This is a genomic window from Streptacidiphilus jeojiense, from assembly GCF_000719095.1.
In the GTDB taxonomy this organism is placed as follows: domain Bacteria; phylum Actinomycetota; class Actinomycetes; order Streptomycetales; family Streptomycetaceae; genus Streptacidiphilus; species Streptacidiphilus jeojiensis.
This window is the reverse complement of sequence record NZ_JOEH01000022.1, coordinates 24,749-40,658: the sequence shown is the minus strand read 5'-3', so window position 1 is coordinate 40,658 and position 15,910 is coordinate 24,749. Positions and strand designations below refer to the sequence as shown.

Sequence of the window (15,910 nt, the reverse complement as noted above, 5' to 3'; positions counted from 1 at the left end):
CGGCAGCCGGCCGCTGTACGGTGACGGAATGAACGGCCACCCTGCCCCCCGCCTGCTCAGCGCCCCCGTTCGGGAGGGTGTGCCGGAGCACGGGCGGATGCCCAAGTACTATGCCGCCAAAGCCCAGTTGACCGAGCTGCTGGTGGAGCTCGGCGAGGGCGGGACGCTGCCGACCGAGCGGGAGCTCGCCGAGCGCTACGGCGTGGCCCGGGAGACGCTGCGGCTGGCCCTGCGCGAGCTGCTGCTGGAGGGACGGGTGCGCCGGCAGGGCCGTGGCACGGTGGTGGCCGGGCCGAAGATCGAGCAGCCGCTGTCGCTGTCCAGCTACACCGAGGGCGTCCGCCGCCAGGGCCGGCTGCCGGGGCGCCGGCTGATCGCGCTGGAGCGCTTCGCAGCCGAGGGCGAGGTGGCCGCGGAGCTGGGCGTCGCCGAGGGCGACCAGGTGTGGCACCTGGAGCGGGTGCTGCTGGCGGACGAGGAGCGGGTCGGTCTGGAGAGCACCTACGCCCCGGTGGCGCTGCTGCCCGGGCTCGGTGACGACTTCGACCCGGTGTCGTCGTTCTACCGCTACGCCAAGGAGGCCTGCGGCCTGGTGGCCGGGGGCGGCCGGGAGCGGATCGAGACGGTGCTGGCCACGCCGAGGGAGGCGCTGCTGATCGGCACCCCGCCGGCGCTGCCGATGCTGTTGCTGCACCGCAGCAGCTGGGACGCGTCCGGACACCCCTTCGAGCGGGTGCGGACGCTGTACCGGGGCGACCGGTTCAGCTTCTCGGCCGAGCTGAGCGCGGGGGAGTAGGGGGCGGACGCGGGCGCGATGCGCCCTTCTATAACGAAGTGATAACGGGTCTAGTCCAAACGTGCCGCCTTGTTCATGCTTGGTTCACCGAGGCAATCCCGGCGCATCATCCAGAGGATCGAAGGTCGGACCCGTGAGAGTCATCGTCGTAGGAGCAGGAGCGCTCGGGACCATGCATGCCTGGCATGCCGTCCGGCGCGGACACCAAGTCGTCCACCTGGAGCGGGAGCAGCAGGCGCGCGGCGCCTCGGTCCGTAACTTCGGGCTGGTCTGGGTCGGCGGGCGCGCCGAGGGCCCGGATCTGGACACCGCCCTGAGGGCGCGTCAGCTGTGGGAGGAGATCGGCGCGGAGGTGCCCGGGGTGGGCTTCCGGGCCAGTGGCTCGCTCACGGTGCTGCGCACCGAGGCCGAGCGGGCGGTGGCCGCCGAGGTCGCGGCCCGGCACGACGCCGGCCGGCGCGGCTGGGAGCTGCTGGACGAGGCGGAGACCCGCAAGGCCAACCCGGCCCTGGGCGGGGACTTCCTGGGCGCCCTGTGGAGCCCGCACGACGGGCAGGTCGAGCCCCGGGCCACCCAGCGGGCGCTGCAGGACCGGCTGCGCGAGTCCGGCCGCTACACCTTCCTGGGCGGGCGCGAGGTCCGTGAGGTGGTGGGCGAGCGCTCGGTCCGCGACGACCGGGGCGAGCTGCACAGCGGCGACGCCGTGGTGCTCTGCACCGGTGCCTGGCTGGGCGGCCTGGTCCGCGAGTTGGCACCGGAGCTGCCGGTGCGCCGGGTCCGGCTGCAGATGATGCAGACCGACCCGCTGGACGGGCAGTTGACCACCTCGGTCGCCGACGGCGACAGCTTCCGCTACTACCCGGCCTACGCCGGCGGCGCGCTGGACGCGCTGAACGCCGCCCAGCCGCAGCACCCGACCGCGGCCGAGCACCGGATGCAGCTGCTGATGGTGCAGCGCGCGGACGGCACGCTGACGGTCGGCGACACCCACGAGTACGACCAGCCCTTCGGCTTCGACGTGGTCGAGGACCCCTACGCCTATCTGGCAGAGCTGGCCGGCAGCCTGCTGGGGCGGCCGCTGCCGAGGATCCGGCGCCGCTGGGCCGGGGTGTACGCGCAGTGCCTGGACCCGGCCCTGGTGGTGCACCGGGAACGGGTCCGCGAGGGGGTCTGGCTGGTGACCGGCCCGGGCGGGCGCGGGATGACGGGCTCGCCGGCGATCGGCGAGGCGACGGCGAACGAGATGGGGCTGTGATGGGTGCGACGGGGACGGATGTGGGTGCGACGGGTAAGGACGTGACCGGCGCCGGGGTGCGGACCAGGCTGGTGGTGCTGGACATGGCCGGGACCACGGTCGCCGACGGCGGGCTGGTGGAGCGGGCCTTCGAGGCGGCGGCACTGGACCTCGGGGTGGACCCGGTCAGCGCCGAGCACGACCGGATGCTGGACTACGTCCGCACCACCATGGGCGAGAGCAAGATCTCGGTGTTCCGGCACCTGTTCGCCGAGGAGGAGCGGGCGCAGCAGGCCAACCGGGCCTTCGAGCGGGCCTACGACGGGCTGGTCGACGCGGGGCACTGCGCGCCGCTGCCCGGCGCCGAGGACGCCATCCGGGACCTGCGCAAGGCCGGTCTGACGGTGGTGCTGACCACCGGCTTCTCCGGGCCCACCCAGCAGCGCATCATCGGCGCCCTGGGCTGGCAGGACCTGGTCGACCTGGCGCTGTGCCCGGCCGACGCGGGCGGTCGCGGCCGTCCGTACCCGGACCTGGCGCTGGCCGCGCTGCTGCGCACGCACGCCGCCGACGACGTCAGCGAGCTGGCCGTGGTCGGCGACACCGGCTACGACATGCGCTGCGGTGCGTCCGCCGGGGCGGGCGTGGTGGCCGGGGTGCTCACCGGGGCCCACGACGCCGCCCGGCTGCGGGCGGACGGGGCGACGGCGGTGCTGGGCTCGGTGGCCGAACTGCCGGGGCTGCTGCTGTCCCGTTAGGCCTTTCGGCGTCCCGTCAGTCGGGACGCCCGAGCCTCGCACGACCGTTCCCCACTAGGCTGGAGGCGGAGATCGTCGGGCCGCATCGTCGGGGCAGCCGAGTGCTCCTGGAACTGGACCGGAACGGGAACTGGAGATGACAGACGTGGCGGATTCCAAGCCGGTCGAGTCCTGGCTGACGGACATGGACGGCGTGCTGGTCCACGAGGGGACCATCGTCCCCGGGGCGGACGAGTTCATCAACCGGCTGCGGGCGTCGGGCAAGCCCTTCCTGGTGCTGACCAACAACTCCATCTACACCCCGCGCGACCTGCACGCCCGGCTCGCCGGGATCGGTCTGGACGTGCCGGAGGAGGCGATCTGGACCTCGGCCCTGGCCACCGCCAAGTTCCTGCACGGCCAGCGCCCCGGCGGCACCGCCTACGTCATCGGCGAGGCCGGGCTGACCACCGCGCTGCACCAGGTCGGCTACATCCTGACCGACAGCAGCCCGGACTACGTGGTGCTGGGGGAGACCCGCTCCTACAGCTTCGAGGCGCTGACCAAGGCGATCCGCCTGATCAACGCCGGGGCCAGGTTCATCTGCACCAACCCGGACGAGACCGGCCCCTCCCCGGAGGGGGTGCTCCCGGCGGCGGGTTCGGTGGCCGCGCTGATCACCAAGGCCACCGGGGTGGAGCCGTACTTCGTCGGCAAGCCCAACCCGCTGATGATGCGTGAGGCGCTGAACGCGCTGAACGCCCACTCGGAGTCGACGGTCATGATCGGCGACCGGATGGACACCGACATCAAGTCGGGCATGGAGGCCGGTCTGCGCACCGTGCTGGTGCTGTCCGGCCTGACCCAGCAGTCCGAGGTCGAGCGCTACCCGTACCGTCCGTCCCGGGTGGCGAAGTCGGTCGCGGAGCTGATCGACGAGATCTGAGCTGAGCTGAGCCGCGCCGGGCACGTCCCGGTCCGCCGTTCGAGCAGAGTCCGAGCACGATCCGAGCATGATCCGAGCAGGCCCCCGACCAGTGGTCGGGGGCCTGCTCCGCGTCCGAATGGCCGTCGGGGTCATCCGTTGGGGTACCGACGGTGTGTCAGATGGCGCAGGTCCTCCCACTTCTGGCAATCGTTCGTCATATTTTGCATTGATATGGGTGAATTGCCGGAGCGTCAGTTCGGCTGCCCGGGAGTGAGAGGAAACCTGATGGCGAAGCTCCGCACCGCCTCGGCTGGGGCGGCCGTGGCCGCGTTCGCGCTGCTGCTCGCCGTGCAGGCGGCGGGCCCGGCGGCAGCCGCGACGTTCGGCGACACGGGTACGGGCGGCACCGGTGCGGGAGGGGCTTCGTCCGCCGACAACGCCGCCCGGAGCACGGTACTGACCACCACCGACACCACCGGGGTGAAGGCGGAGCCGCGCGGCGTGCTGCGCGCCCTCGACGTGGTCACCGTCTCCCCGGCGCTCACCCGTCCCGGTGGGTCGGTCGATGTGCGCACCTTCGCGGACTGCGGCGGTACCACCACCGGGACGGTCACTTCGACGGCCTTCGCCGGGCCGGTGAAGCTCGGGCTCGCCGCCGACGGTGGGCTGTTCGCCGAGGCCGAGGTCGCCAAGGACGCCAAGCCCGGACCGCACCCGGTCACCGAGCAGTGCAGCGGCACCTCGGTCGCGGTCGGCACGGTCACCGTGGTCCGGATCGGCGCGCTGGACACCGGCGGCGGCTGGGGCGCGACCCGCGGCCTCGCCGGGAGCGACGCACTGGGCACCGCCACCGGGCGCGGCGCGCTCGCGGTCACCGGTGCGGCGGCGCTGGGCGCGCTGGAACTGCTGCGCCGCAGGGCGCTCGCCGCACGACGGGGCGCGGGCAGCCGTGGCTGAGCTCCGGCGCCTGTCCTCCCTCTCGCGCCCGCGGGTGCTGAGCGCGCTGGCGACCCTGTCCACCGGCCTGGTCGTGGTGTCGGTCGGCGGCGCGGCGCTGGGGATCGGCGCGCCGGCCCGGGCGGTCGCCGGGGGCTCCGGCACCGGGGTCAACGCGGTCCCGGTGAGCGCCCGGGGCACCGCCTCGGACGCCGTCCGGGCCACCCCCCGGCCGTCGGCGCACCCCACGCCGGCCCCGGCCGTGCATCCGGCGCTGACCCGGTCCACCCCGATCCAGCTGGCCATGCCCTCGATCGGGCTGACCGCGCCGCTGCTGGGCCTGGGCATGGACAGCAAGGGCCAGCCCGAGCTGCCGCCCTTCTCGCAACCCAGGACGGCCGGCTGGCTGCGGGACTCGGCGACCCCGGGCGAGGCCGGCACCTCGGTGCTGGTCGGCCACGTCGACACCAGGACCGGCCCGGCCGTGTTCTGGAACCTGTCGGCGGTGAAGCCGGGCGCCCCGGTCGAGGTGTCCAGGCTGGACGGCAGCACCGCGCTGTTCACGGTGGACCGGGTGCAGGCCTACCCCAAGGCCGCCTTCCCCGCCGCGCAGGTCTACGCGCCGGCGAAGGACGCCCAGCTGCGGATCATCACCTGCGGCGGCGCCTTCGATCGCAAGCGGGCCGAGTACACCGGCAATGTGGTGCTGTACGCGCACCTCAGCGGAGTGCGGGACGCCCAGGCCCGGTAGCCCGGCCCCGGTAGCCCCGGCGCCTGCGTACGGCCCTGGTATCTGCATACGGTCCCGGTATCTGCGTACCATGTACGCGACTCCCCTGGACGGTGCGGGAGCGGGACAGCCGAGGAGGCCGCCGGTGGCAGCCCGCGATGTGGGGTCCGCTCAGCGGCCGGAGGGGCTGGAGCCGGAGGGGTCGCGGTCGGAGGGCCCGCGGCCGCCGGTCTGGGCCCGCTCGCGTTCCGGCGGCCGGGGCCCGCAGCCGTCGCTGAGCGTCCCGGCCATCGTCACCGCCGCCGTCGCGCTCGCCGACGCCGAGGGCGTGGACGCCGTCTCGATGCGCCGGATCGCCGCCGAACTCGGCGTCGGGACCATGTCGTTGTACCGCTACGTGGAGACCAAGGACGACCTGCTCGACCTGATGGCCGATCAGGTCATGGGCGAGGAGGGCGCCGTCGGTCCGCGGACCGGCCGGTGGCGGGACGACCTGCGCGGGATCGCCGTCGAGTACCGGCGGTTGATGCTGCGGCACCCCTGGGTGCTGCCCATCGCCGCCAGCAGGCCCCCGCTGGGGCCCAACACCCTGCGCAGGACCGAGTACCTGCTCGGCGTGATGGACGGTCTGGGGCTCGACATCACCGCGATGTCCGGCCTGGCCGGAACGGTGCTCGGCTACGTCCGCGGGGTGGTGCTCACCGAGATCGCCAGGACCGAGGTGGCCGGCCGCACCGGGCTGGACGGGGACCGCTACCGGCGCAGCGTCGGCCCGTACCTGACGGAGGTGCTGGCCACCGGCCAGTACCCGCTGCTGGCCCGGTTCGTGGCCCTGGCGGAGCACGACCCCGACCCCGACCGGACCTTCGAGTGGGGCCTGGAGCGCGTCCTCGACGGCGTCGCCGCGGGGCTGGAGGAGCTCCGCACCGAGGCGTAGCGGGACCGCAGCGGGCCGCGGCAGCCGGGGAGTTCGGGCGTTGTCGGTGCGGCCCGGTACGGTGCAGTTGCACGTCGGTCGTACACCTCGGAGGGAACCGCCATGTCGTCAGTCAATGAGTTCGTGCTGCCCGAGTCCTGGCGCGGGGTGCTCGCGGAGGAGACGGAGAAGCCGTACTTCCAGGAGCTCGCCGGGTTCGTGGCGCAGCAGCGGGCCGAGCACCAGGTGTTCCCGCCGGTCGGCCAGGTCTTCTCGGCGCTGGAGCACACCCCCTACGACCGGGTGAAGGTGCTGCTGCTCGGCCAGGACCCGTACCACGACGACAACCAGGCGCACGGGATGTGCTTCTCGGTGAAGCGCGGGGTGAAGATCCCGCCGTCGCTGCGCAACGTCTACAAGGAGCTGGACGCGGACCTGGGCATCCCGGCGCCCGCCCACGGCAATCTGGAGGCCTGGGCGGACCAGGGGGTGCTGCTGCTGAACGCGGTGCTCACGGTGCGCGCGCACGAGGCCAACTCGCACAAGGGCAAGGGCTGGGAGCAGTTCACCGACGCGGTGATCCGCGCCGTCAACGACCGGGCCGAGCCGGCGGTGTTCGTGCTGTGGGGGAACTACGCCAAGAAGAAGCTGCCGCTGATCGACACCGACCGCCATGTGGTGGTCCAGGGCGCCCACCCCTCGCCGCTGTCGGCCAAGCTGTTCCTGGGCAGCCGTCCGTTCTCGCAGATCGACAAGGGCCTGGCCGACCTGGGCCTGGCCCCGATCGACTGGCGGCTGCCGGCCTGACCGGCAGTGTGAGCTGACGGCAGTGGTCAGCTGACGGCGACGGGGGCCGTCGTCAAGTGATCGTCCGCGTCGGCGGCGGCCGTGGCGGCCTCACGGGCGTTGCGGCGCTGGCGCTGCACCATGCGGGCGATCACGGCGCTGATCGTGGTCGCCGCGACGCAGGAGACCGCGAAGCTGAGCCAACTGGTGTCGAAGGTGTGCTCGTTGAGGTAGCCCAGGCCGACGATGTAGGCCGCCCAGACCGCGGCGGAGACGGCGGACCAGCGCAGGAACCGTCGCGGCGGCGTGGCGGTGGTGCCGACGGCGAGGTCGAGCACGGAGCGGCCGCCGGGGACGAACCGGGCCGCGACGATGGTGCGGGCCCGTCTGGTCTCCAGCGCCTCCAGCAGGTAGGCCGCCGCGCCGGCCGCCCCCGGCTTGCGGTCCAGCCGCCGCTGCGCCCAGGCGGCTCCGCGGCGGGCGATCCGGAGCAGCAGCAGGTCCCCGGTGAAGGAGGCGATGGCCACCCCGACGCCGAGCAGCACCGGCGAGGTGTGCGTCTCGGAGGCCTGCAGCGTCGCGGCGATGACCATCGTGCCGCTGGGCACGATCGGCAGGAAGGCGTCGGACAGCACGGCCAGCAGTGCGGCTATGAAGAACCACGAGGAGCCGAAAAGGTCCAGGACCTCGCTCAAGGTGACTCCTCATGGTGTTGTCCGCAGACAGAAAGTGTCGGTTGCAGTATCGGTTGCTTTTTACTACCGGTCGACAACGCTAGCCGGTCCCATGATCACACCCGAAACCGCCCCATAGTGAGTCATGTAACACGACTCTTACCAGCCCCCCAGCAGACGCTCAGATTTGCTACCAGCTGTGCCTTCCCGTTCACCCTGCGTCCCACTCACGGTCTCCGCGGCGTCGTCCTGGATACCTACGTTCGAAGGGTGACCAAGACCGCCGCCCCGGTGCTGCGACTGCGTCTCCAGGCCGCCGCCGCCCTGCTGCTGACCGCAGCGCTGCTCGTTGCCGCCCTGGTCTCGTTCGCCACCGCGAGGGCGGATCTGCACCGGCTCGCCGCGGTCTCCGAACCACGTGCCACCGCAGCCGCCGATCTCTACCGGACCCTGGCGGACCTGGACGCCCAGCACGCCGACTCGCTGGTGGTCGGCTACGCCTCGACCCCGGCCGCGCCGGGGCAGTCGCCGACGCTGGTCGACGACGGGGTGCTGGCCGCGCTCACCGCCCAGGCGGACCGCAGGCAGGTCGGGCACGACCTGGCGGCCCTGGCTGCCGCCGGCGGTCAGGGGCAGGCGGACGTCCAGGCCCTGCTGGACTCGCTGGGCACCTACGACGGGCTGAGCGGGACCGAGGAGTACTCCGCGACCAGCCAGCAGGACCCGGTGGTGGGCCGTCCGCCGGATCTCGCGCTGGACTTCTACGACCAGGCCGAGGGGCTGCTGCAGCAGTCGCTGCTGCCGCACGTGCGGACCCTGCTCACCTCCGCCGACCAGCAGGTCGGCGCGGACCGGGGCGCGGCGGTCGGCAATGCGCGCCGGGGCGCGCTGCTGCTGGGCGCGGTGGGGGTGCTGGCGTTGCTGCTGCTGGTCTGGTGGCAGCTCGACCTCAGCCGCCGGCACCGGCGGATGCTCAACCCGGCGCTGCTGCTGGCCACGGCGGCGGTGCTGTCCGTGGTGGTCGCGGGCGGTTCGGCGCTGCTGGGCGCGGCCTCGGCGATGGACGGCGCGGTGCGGCAGGGCTATGCGCCGGGCGCGACGGTGGCCCAGGCCCAGGTTGCCGCGGCGGACGCGGAGGCGTCGCAGAGCCGCTGGCTGGTCGACACCGCGTACCGCCCCTCGCTCGCCTCCGGCTTCGGCACCCTGGCCCAGCAGTTGCACACGCTGACCGCCGGCGACGCCGGATCGCCCGGGGTGACCCGGACCGAGGCCGCCTACCTGGCCTCCGACCGGACGCTGCGCTCGCTGGCCGACGCGGGCCGGCTGGACCAGGCCGCGGTCCAGCTGACCGGTGTGACGCGTGGTCAGGTGGCGTTCGCCTACTACGACTTCAGCCTCAACCTGCAGAACCTGGCCGATCTCAGGGCGGCCCGCTTCGACTCCGGTGTGGACGACGCCTCGGGCGACCTCGACGGCTGGACGGCGATCCCCGCGGTGCTGCTGGGTGCCGGGCTGCTGCTGGTGGTGGCCGGGGTACGGCCGCGACTGGCCGAGTTCGCCTGAGCGGACCACCCTGCCGGGTGTCTTCCCGGGGTTCCCAATAGCAGTTACCAGTAAGGAAGTTGGCCGACCGGCAGATGCCGGTCGGCCTTTCTGCTGATGAGTCGAAAGATGCCGAGCCTTTCAGCATCGCACATCTTCGGGATTCATATCGGACCGTCACCCATTGTTTCTGCATTTGTCATTTAGGCGATATCTACGCGCGTTTCACTCTCACACGACAGAGCAAGGCCGATCGTGGGGTGCGGACTCATGGCGCAGGACATCGAACTTCGAAGGGCCGGGCAGGTCCCGGTCCAGGTCCGGCCCGGGCGGGTGAAGCGCGCCCGGGAGAGCCCGATGGGGTGGCTCTACACCGCCCCCGCACTGCTGATCTTCTCGGTCTTCATCATCGGCCCCACCGCCTACACGTTCTATGTGAGCACCTTCCACTGGAACGTGCTGAACACCGCCATGTCCAGGTACGTGGGCCTGGACAACTACTCGGCGCTCTTCGACTCCACGACGCCGAGCTTCCTGTCCAGCGCCTGGCGCTCGCTCTACTTCAGCGGCGCGATGGTCATCGGCGGCACCGCCGTCTCGCTGGCCCTCGCCCTGCTGCTGCAGCGCGGCGGCCGGGTGCTCGGTGCCGCCAGGGTCGCCCTCTTCGCCCCGCACGCCACTCCGATCGTCGCCACCTCGCTGGCCTGGGTCTGGATCTTCAACCCCCAGTTCGGCCTGGCCGACATGCTGCTCAAGGCCTTCCACCTGCCGGTCTCGCAGTGGCTCTTCTCCCCGACCTGGGCGATGCCCTCGGTGATCGTCTACAGCCTCTGGCACGAGGTCGGCTTCACCGTGGTGCTCTTCCTCGGCGGGCTGGCGGTGATCTCCCCGGAGCTGGGCGAGGCCGCGCAGATGGACGGCGCCAACGCCTGGCAGCAGTTCTGGCACGTCACCTGGCCGCAGCTGCGTCCGGTCACCCTCTTCGTGGTCGTCATCACCAGCATCTCCTCGCTCCAGGCCTTCACCCAGTTCTACGAGATGGGCAAGGGCGGCCCGGTCTACGCGACCACCACCCTCAGCTACCTCGTGTACCAGGAGGCCTTCGTGCTGTTCGACACCGGCTACGGAGCCGCCCTCGCGGTGGTCCTGTTCATCGTCACCGCGGCCTTCACCCTGCTCCAGCGGCGCACCGGAGAACGGATCGCCGACGCGGGCTGAGCGCCGGCCCTCACAGCAACCCCCGCACAGCCACCCCCCACAGTCACCCCCCTCACAGCAACCCCGACCGTCACCACACACCCGACACCAGACAGCAAGGGAACCCTCCATGTCCCGCATATCCCGTACCGGCAGGGGAACCGCCCTGCTCGCCGCGGCCACCGCCGTGGCGGCCCTGGCCGGCTGTTCGTCCTCCAGCACCTCCGGCAGCAGCACCGGCGGTGCCGCCGGGGGCGGCAAGACCACCATCAGCTTCATGCAGATCATGGGCACCGGCACGCAGAAGTCCACGCTGGTCAAGCTGACCGACGACTTCGAGAAGGCCAACCCGGACGTCACCGTCAACCTGGAGTACGAGCCCGACTACGGCACCCTGCTGGCCAAGGAGACCGCCGCGGTCGCCGCCCACAACGCCCCCACCATCGGCCAGGCGTACGAGAGCTGGGCCGCCACCTTCGCCAACGCCAAGGCCATCCTGCCGGTCAGCACGTATGCGGGCAGCGACACCCCGGCCGGGCTCTCCGACTTCTACACCGGTGTGCAGAACGACCTGAAGCTGCCCGACGGCAAGCTGTGGATGTGGCCGTTCAACAAGAGCGTCCAGGTGCTCTTCTACAACCAGGACATGCTGAAGGCCAAGGGCCTGACCGCGCCCACCACCTGGACCCAGTTCGCCACCGAGGCCAAGGCCGTCTCCGGCAACGGCGTCACCGCGATCAGCGTGGACCCGGGCTCCACCGCCTCCGGCGTCGGCGGCGGCACCGTGCTGTTCCAGGCGCTCGCCGCGGCCAACGGCACCCCGGACTTCGCCAAGGACGGCACCCCGCAGCTCAACAGCGCCGCCGCGGTCCAGTCGCTGGCCTACCTCGCCGACCTGAAGAAGTCCGGTGCGCTCGCGGTCGGCACCAACTACCCGGGCGAGACCGCGCTGGGCGCCAAGAAGGGCGCCTTCGACATGAGCAGTGCGGCCGGCTACTACTACGAGAACCAGGCGGTGGGCGGCAAGTTCACGCTGGGCACCGAGGTGCTGCCGACCGGCAGCTCCGGTCCGTCGAACATCATGACCGGTACCAACCTGGTGATGTTCGCCAGCGCCAGTGCCGCCCAGCAGAAGGCCGGCTGGGCCTACATGCAGTTCCTGGCCTCCGCCTCCAGCCAGGCGCAGTGGTCCAGCAGCACCGGCTACCTCCCGGTGACCAGCAAGGCGCTGCCGCTGATGAGCAGCTTCCTGGCGAAGAACCCCTACATGAACACCGCGGTCGCCGCGCTGGAGTACGCCGTCGCCGAGCCGCCCTACTCCTGGGTCGCCAAGGCGGAGGACGAGGAGATCGTCGCCGTCCAGGACGTGCTGGAGAAGGGCGCCGACCCCAAGACGGCGCTGGACACCGCCCAGACCGCGGCGCTCGCCGACCAGAAGGCCGCCCAGTGACGACCCTGCTCCAGCCCGAGGTGCGGCACCGGAACTCCTTCCGGCGCCGCGCCTCGGCGCGCACGGCCCTGAGCCGGACCCTGGCGGTGGTCATCGGCCTGCTCTTCCTGGTGCCCTTCTACTACGTCGTGGTCACCTCGCTGAACTCGGCGGGCCGGTCCAGCTCGGTCTCGGACATCCTGCTGCCGCACTGGCAGTGGGGGAACTACGCCCGCGCCTGGGCGGCGGCGCCCTGGCCGCGGCTGTTCCTGAACACCCTGCTGATCGCGGGCGCCACGGTGCTGCTGGCGCTGGCGACCTCGCTGCTGGCCGGCTTCGCCTTCGGAGTGATGCGGTTCCGGGGCCGGGGGTTGCTGTTCGGCCTGGTCCTGGCGGTACTGATGGTTCCCAGCACGGTGCTGATCATTCCCGACTACATGATCGCCAATGACATCCACTGGCTGGACACCTACTGGATCCAGATCGTGCCCTGGGGGGCCAGCGTCTTCGGCATCTTCCTGGTCCGCCAGTTCTTCCTGGGCCTGCCCCAGGAGCTGTTCGACGCGGCCGAGCTGGACGGTGCCGGGCGGCTGCGGATGCTCTGGTCGGTCGGGATGCCGATGGTCCGGCCCGCGCTGCTGATCATCGCCCTCAATGTCTTCATGGCGAGCTGGAACAGCTTCCTGTGGCCGTTCATCATGACCCAGAACCCGGACGTCCAGCCGGTCGAGGTCGGCCTGGCCGCCTTCGCCGGGGTCGACGGCACCGACTACCCGGCGCTCTCCGCCGCGGTGGTCTTCACCACGGTGCCGGTGCTGGGCTTCTTCCTGGTGCTGCAGCGCCACTTCATCACCGGTGCGATGTCCGCCGCCGGGGGTGTCCGTGGCTGAGGTGACATCATCCCTGGTGCCGCCCCCGTTGCCGTCCCCGTTGCCGTCCCCGCTGCCGCCCCCGGTGCTGGTCACCGACTTCGACGGGACGCTGTACCGCGGCGACGACCCGATCCGGCACTACGCCCGGCGCGCAGCACGGGAGTTGGCGCCGGACCGGCGCCGGATCGTGCTCGACGGCGTGGACCAGTACCTGGCCATGGGCGCGGCGGCCTCGGCGGTGCCGGAGGCGATCGACGGCTGGGAGGCCGTGATGCTGCTGGCGCGGCGCCTCGGGGTGGACCCCGACGCCCTGCAGGCCGCCTTCACCGACACCAGGGTGCATATGCTCAGCGAGGCCTGCTCGCTCGAAGTCCCGTCCGGTTATGCGGAGTTGCTCCAGCAGCTGCGGGCCGGGGGAGTGCGGGTGGTGCTGGCCACCAACAGCCCCGCCGAGGGGCTGGACCCGCTGCTGCGCCGGCTGGACCTGCTGCCGCTGGTGGACGAGGTGGTGGCCGGCACCGGGAAGCCCGCGGGGCTGCGCCGGCTGCTGCAACGCGAACTCGGCGGCTCGGGCACGGTGGGAGCCGCGGGGCTCGCTCCCGAGCGGGTCCTCGTCATCGGCGACCACTGGCGCAACGACATTGAGCCCGGCACCGACATCGGGGCCTTCGGCGCCTACATCGACCGCTTCGGCCGCGCGGATGGCCCGGCCGACGCGACGGCCACCACGGTGGAGGGGTTGCTCGAACCGATCAGGAAGTGGGCGGCCACGGCCGTCCCGACCACCGCCCCGGCTGCCCCCACCACCCCTGCACCACTGCTCAAAGCCCTTCCTTCTGAAACGAGTTGACACATGGTCACCATCAAGTTCTGGGGTGGCCTCGGCGTCATCGGCGGAAGCAAGATCATGGTCGAGGACGGCGGCCACCGGGTGCTGCTCGACATCGGCCTGGACATCCCCAGCGGGCGGGACCCGTTCCGGCTGCCGGTCCGGACCAGGCCGGGCCGTGAGCTCGCCGACCGGCTGCGACTGAACACCGCCCCGCACATCCCGGGCCTGTTCGACCCGGCGGCGCTCGACCCGGGATCCCCGCTCGGCGAGCCCACCGGGGAGACCGCGGTGTTCGTCAGCCACCCGCACATCGACCACTGCGGGCTGGCCGGCTTCGTCCGCGACGACATCCCGGTCCACGCCCACACCGACGCCGTGGACCTGCTGAAGGCGCTGGACGCCACCGGCAGCGGCCTGGCCGGCGGCGACCCGGACTGGCGGCGGCTCACCGACGGGCAGCGCACCGAGGTCGGACCGATGCAGGTCGAGTGCGTCGCCGTGGACCACGACGTCCCCGGCGCCTCCGGCTACCTGGTCCGCACCAGCGCCGGGACCTTGGCCTTCACCGGTGACATCCGGTTCCACGGCCACCACCCGGAGCGCGCCTGGGAGTTCGTGGACCGCGCCGCCGACTGCGACGTGCTGGCCACCGAGGGCACCACCCTCGGCTGGGACATGAGCGGCCCGCTGCGGGACGAGTCCGACGTCGAACGCGACTTCGCCGCCGCCCTGGAGCGGACCCCCGGCCTGGTGCTGCTGTCCGCCTACCCGCGCGACCGGGACCGGGTCCGGGCCTTCACCGGCATCGCCGAGGCCGCCGGGCGCTCGATCGTCTGGACCGAGGCGGTCGCCGCGTTCCTGCGGCTGATCGGCGTCGACGGGGTGTACTCGGCCGCCGAGGTCCCGCTCTCCGACATCCGGACCGCCCCCGGCCGGTACGTGGTGGTGCCGGACCCGGACGACCTGCCGTCGCTGCTGGACCTGCCGGTCGGCGAGGGCTGCCCGGCCGCCGTGTTCGTCCACGCCAACGGCGAGCCGCTGGGGCCCTTCGAGCCCCGCTGGGAGCCGTTCACCGACTGGCTGAAGGCCCTGGACGTCCCGCTGCGGCAGATCGGCTGCTCCGGGCACGCCAGCCAGGACCATCTGCACCGGATGCTGGAGCGGATGCGGCCCCGGGTGGTCTTCCCGATCCACACCACCGCGCCGACCCGGCTGCACCCGCCGCTGGGCATCACCCGGGTCGTCGCCGAGTACGCCAGCCGCTACGACTTCGCGGGCGGCGAGGCGAAGGGGTGATGCCTGGCGGCGCGGGCCGCGCCCGGGCGGGGGTCAGTGCTTCTTGGCCGTCCGGAGCTTCTTGACTGTCCGGGGCTTCTTGACCGCTGCGGGCTTCTTCGGTGCCGCCGGCTTCCCGGCCGCGGTGGTCTGCTTGGCGGCCGCCGCAGCCGCGGCCGCCTCGGCGACGGAGTGCTGGAGGAGGTAGTCGACCGTCGGGACGGTGCCGGCCACCCCGTCCGGGACCATGAACGGCGAGGTGCGGTAGCGGCCGCCGACGACCACGCTCGGCATCTCGTGCACGTCGTACTTCTCCCGGAGCGCCGGGGCGGCCTGGGTCTCCTGCTGGACCTCGGGCGAGTTCCAGGCGGCCAGCAGCTGGGTGGAGTCGATGCCCTGCATGTCGGCCCAGTTGCTCAGGGTGTCCGGCTGGGTGAGGTCCCAGTGCTCGTCCCGGACAGCGTGGAAGACCGCCTGCTCCAGCCGGTCCTCCAGCCCCAGCCTGTCCAGGGCGTAGTAGAGCCGCGCGTAGGCCATCTCCTGGGGCTGGTCCGGCCACGCCGCCGGGATGTGCCGGATGGTCACCGGCGGGTCCTGCCGCGCGGCCCAGTCCCGCAGCGGCTGGGCCAGCTGGTAGGAGTGGGCGCAGTTGAACCAGAACACCTCCACCACCTCGCGCGGCGAGGCCGGCACCGGGTGGGCGAGCTGCTGGTACTGGACGCCCGCGACCGGAGCGGTCCCGGCGGCGGCCCCGGCCGGGGCCTGCAGGCCGAGCAGCGCGACGGAGGCGCAGAGCGCCGCCAGGGCGCGCAGCAGCGGCGTACGCCGGCCTGACGGGTGCGGGCGACGTGACGGGTGCGGGCGACGGAGGGACGTGGCGAAGGGCGTGGACGTCGTCATACCCGCACCCTGACAATCCGACGGGCCGGACCGCGGTGGACACGGCGGTGCGCCGGGTGCATTCCCCCGTACGGGCGCGCGCTGCGCCGTCCGCGTCAGCTCGTACGGGTGACCGCACGGCTCGCA

The 15,910-nt window shown here is 72.4% G+C and carries 16 protein-coding genes; 14 read left to right on the top strand and 2 right to left on the bottom strand.

Annotated elements, in window-relative coordinates; genetic code table 11:
- Window positions 1-97: 97 nt before the first annotated feature.
- From IF29_RS0127765 to ung, 8 genes are all read left to right on the top strand, one after another.
- Window positions 98-796, top strand: coding sequence for a GntR family transcriptional regulator (locus IF29_RS0127765; protein ID WP_380520435.1), 699 nt, complete (start codon window positions 98-100; stop codon window positions 794-796).
- 133 nt (window positions 797-929) lie between these two features.
- Complete coding sequence (locus IF29_RS0127760) at window positions 930-2,051, top strand: TIGR03364 family FAD-dependent oxidoreductase (protein ID WP_030260434.1); 1,122 nt, start codon at window positions 930-932, stop codon at window positions 2,049-2,051.
- Window positions 2,051-2,788: a phosphonatase-like hydrolase gene (locus IF29_RS0127755; RefSeq protein WP_084715067.1), complete on the top strand. Its 738-nt coding sequence runs from the start codon at window positions 2,051-2,053 to the stop codon at window positions 2,786-2,788. Before IF29_RS0127760 ends, IF29_RS0127755 begins: the two co-directional genes overlap by 1 nt.
- Before the next feature lie 145 nt (window positions 2,789-2,933).
- On the top strand, window positions 2,934-3,713 hold the full coding sequence (locus IF29_RS0127750; protein WP_030260429.1) for an HAD-IIA family hydrolase: 780 nt from the start codon (window positions 2,934-2,936) through the stop codon (window positions 3,711-3,713).
- 267 nt (window positions 3,714-3,980) lie between these two features.
- A complete protein-coding gene (locus IF29_RS43905; protein ID WP_051726096.1) occupies window positions 3,981-4,652 on the top strand; it encodes a hypothetical protein in 672 nt (223 codons plus the stop codon).
- A complete protein-coding gene (locus IF29_RS0127740) occupies window positions 4,645-5,382 on the top strand; it encodes a class F sortase (RefSeq protein WP_157623958.1) in 738 nt (245 codons plus the stop codon). Before IF29_RS43905 ends, IF29_RS0127740 begins: the two co-directional genes overlap by 8 nt.
- A 124-nt stretch (window positions 5,383-5,506) precedes the next feature.
- Window positions 5,507-6,298: a TetR/AcrR family transcriptional regulator gene (locus tag IF29_RS0127735; protein WP_051726095.1), complete on the top strand. Its 792-nt coding sequence runs from the start codon at window positions 5,507-5,509 to the stop codon at window positions 6,296-6,298.
- Between the two features lie 102 nt (window positions 6,299-6,400).
- Window positions 6,401-7,084 carry a uracil-DNA glycosylase gene (ung, locus tag IF29_RS0127730; RefSeq protein ID WP_030260421.1) on the top strand — a complete coding sequence of 228 codons (684 nt, stop codon included), beginning with the start codon at window positions 6,401-6,403 and terminating at the stop codon, window positions 7,082-7,084.
- Between the two features lie 26 nt (window positions 7,085-7,110).
- Here the strand turns inward: ung and IF29_RS0127725 are convergent, their stop codons facing one another.
- The gene (locus IF29_RS0127725) at window positions 7,111-7,758 is read right to left on the bottom strand and encodes a DedA family protein (RefSeq protein WP_051726094.1); all 648 of its coding nucleotides are present in this window, start codon (window positions 7,756-7,758) and stop codon (window positions 7,111-7,113) included.
- A gap of 249 nt (window positions 7,759-8,007) precedes the next feature.
- Here IF29_RS0127725 and IF29_RS0127720 point away from each other — a divergent pair, with 249 nt between their 5' ends.
- The 6 genes from IF29_RS0127720 (at window position 8,008) to IF29_RS0127695 (ending at window position 14,905) form a co-directional block, all read left to right on the top strand.
- On the top strand, window positions 8,008-9,300 hold the full coding sequence (locus IF29_RS0127720) for a hypothetical protein (RefSeq protein WP_030260414.1): 1,293 nt from the start codon (window positions 8,008-8,010) through the stop codon (window positions 9,298-9,300).
- A 249-nt stretch (window positions 9,301-9,549) separates the two neighbouring features.
- Window positions 9,550-10,497, top strand: coding sequence for a carbohydrate ABC transporter permease (locus IF29_RS0127715; RefSeq protein WP_051726093.1), 948 nt, complete (start codon window positions 9,550-9,552; stop codon window positions 10,495-10,497).
- A 109-nt stretch (window positions 10,498-10,606) separates the two neighbouring features.
- The gene (locus IF29_RS0127710) at window positions 10,607-11,926 is read left to right on the top strand and encodes an extracellular solute-binding protein (RefSeq protein WP_030260408.1); all 1,320 of its coding nucleotides are present in this window, start codon (window positions 10,607-10,609) and stop codon (window positions 11,924-11,926) included.
- Window positions 11,923-12,795, top strand: coding sequence for a carbohydrate ABC transporter permease (locus IF29_RS0127705; protein ID WP_198037578.1), 873 nt, complete (start codon window positions 11,923-11,925; stop codon window positions 12,793-12,795). Before IF29_RS0127710 ends, IF29_RS0127705 begins: the two co-directional genes overlap by 4 nt.
- A complete protein-coding gene (locus IF29_RS0127700; protein WP_198037577.1) occupies window positions 12,788-13,627 on the top strand; it encodes an HAD family hydrolase in 840 nt (279 codons plus the stop codon). The genes IF29_RS0127705 and IF29_RS0127700 overlap by 8 nt, the downstream gene beginning before the upstream one ends.
- 3 nt (window positions 13,628-13,630) lie before the next feature.
- A complete protein-coding gene (locus tag IF29_RS0127695) occupies window positions 13,631-14,905 on the top strand; it encodes an MBL fold metallo-hydrolase (protein ID WP_030260401.1) in 1,275 nt (424 codons plus the stop codon).
- A 33-nt stretch (window positions 14,906-14,938) separates the two neighbouring features.
- On the opposite strand, the gene IF29_RS0127690 is transcribed toward IF29_RS0127695, so the two are convergent.
- Window positions 14,939-15,784 carry a thiol:disulfide interchange protein DsbA/DsbL gene (locus IF29_RS0127690; protein WP_030260399.1) on the bottom strand — a complete coding sequence of 282 codons (846 nt, stop codon included), beginning with the start codon at window positions 15,782-15,784 and terminating at the stop codon, window positions 14,939-14,941.
- Window positions 15,785-15,910: the final 126 nt, after the last annotated feature.

Excerpts from the sequence above, each read along its gene's own strand:
- IF29_RS0127765 (WP_380520435.1), top strand. The coding sequence starts at position 98 with ATGCCCAAGTACTATGCCGCCAAAGCCCAGTTGACCGAGCTGCTGGTG.
- IF29_RS0127755 (WP_084715067.1), top strand. The coding sequence starts at position 2,051 with ATGGGTGCGACGGGGACGGATGTGGGTGCGACGGGTAAGGACGTGACC.
- IF29_RS43905 (WP_051726096.1), top strand. The coding sequence starts at position 3,981 with ATGGCGAAGCTCCGCACCGCCTCGGCTGGGGCGGCCGTGGCCGCGTTC.
- ung (WP_030260421.1), top strand. The coding sequence starts at position 6,401 with ATGTCGTCAGTCAATGAGTTCGTGCTGCCCGAGTCCTGGCGCGGGGTG.
- IF29_RS0127715 (WP_051726093.1), top strand. The coding sequence starts at position 9,550 with ATGGCGCAGGACATCGAACTTCGAAGGGCCGGGCAGGTCCCGGTCCAG.
- IF29_RS0127710 (WP_030260408.1), top strand. The coding sequence starts at position 10,607 with ATGTCCCGCATATCCCGTACCGGCAGGGGAACCGCCCTGCTCGCCGCG.
- IF29_RS0127695 (WP_030260401.1), top strand. The coding sequence starts at position 13,631 with ATGGTCACCATCAAGTTCTGGGGTGGCCTCGGCGTCATCGGCGGAAGC.
- IF29_RS0127690 (WP_030260399.1), bottom strand. The coding sequence starts at position 15,784 with ATGACGACGTCCACGCCCTTCGCCACGTCCCTCCGTCGCCCGCACCCG.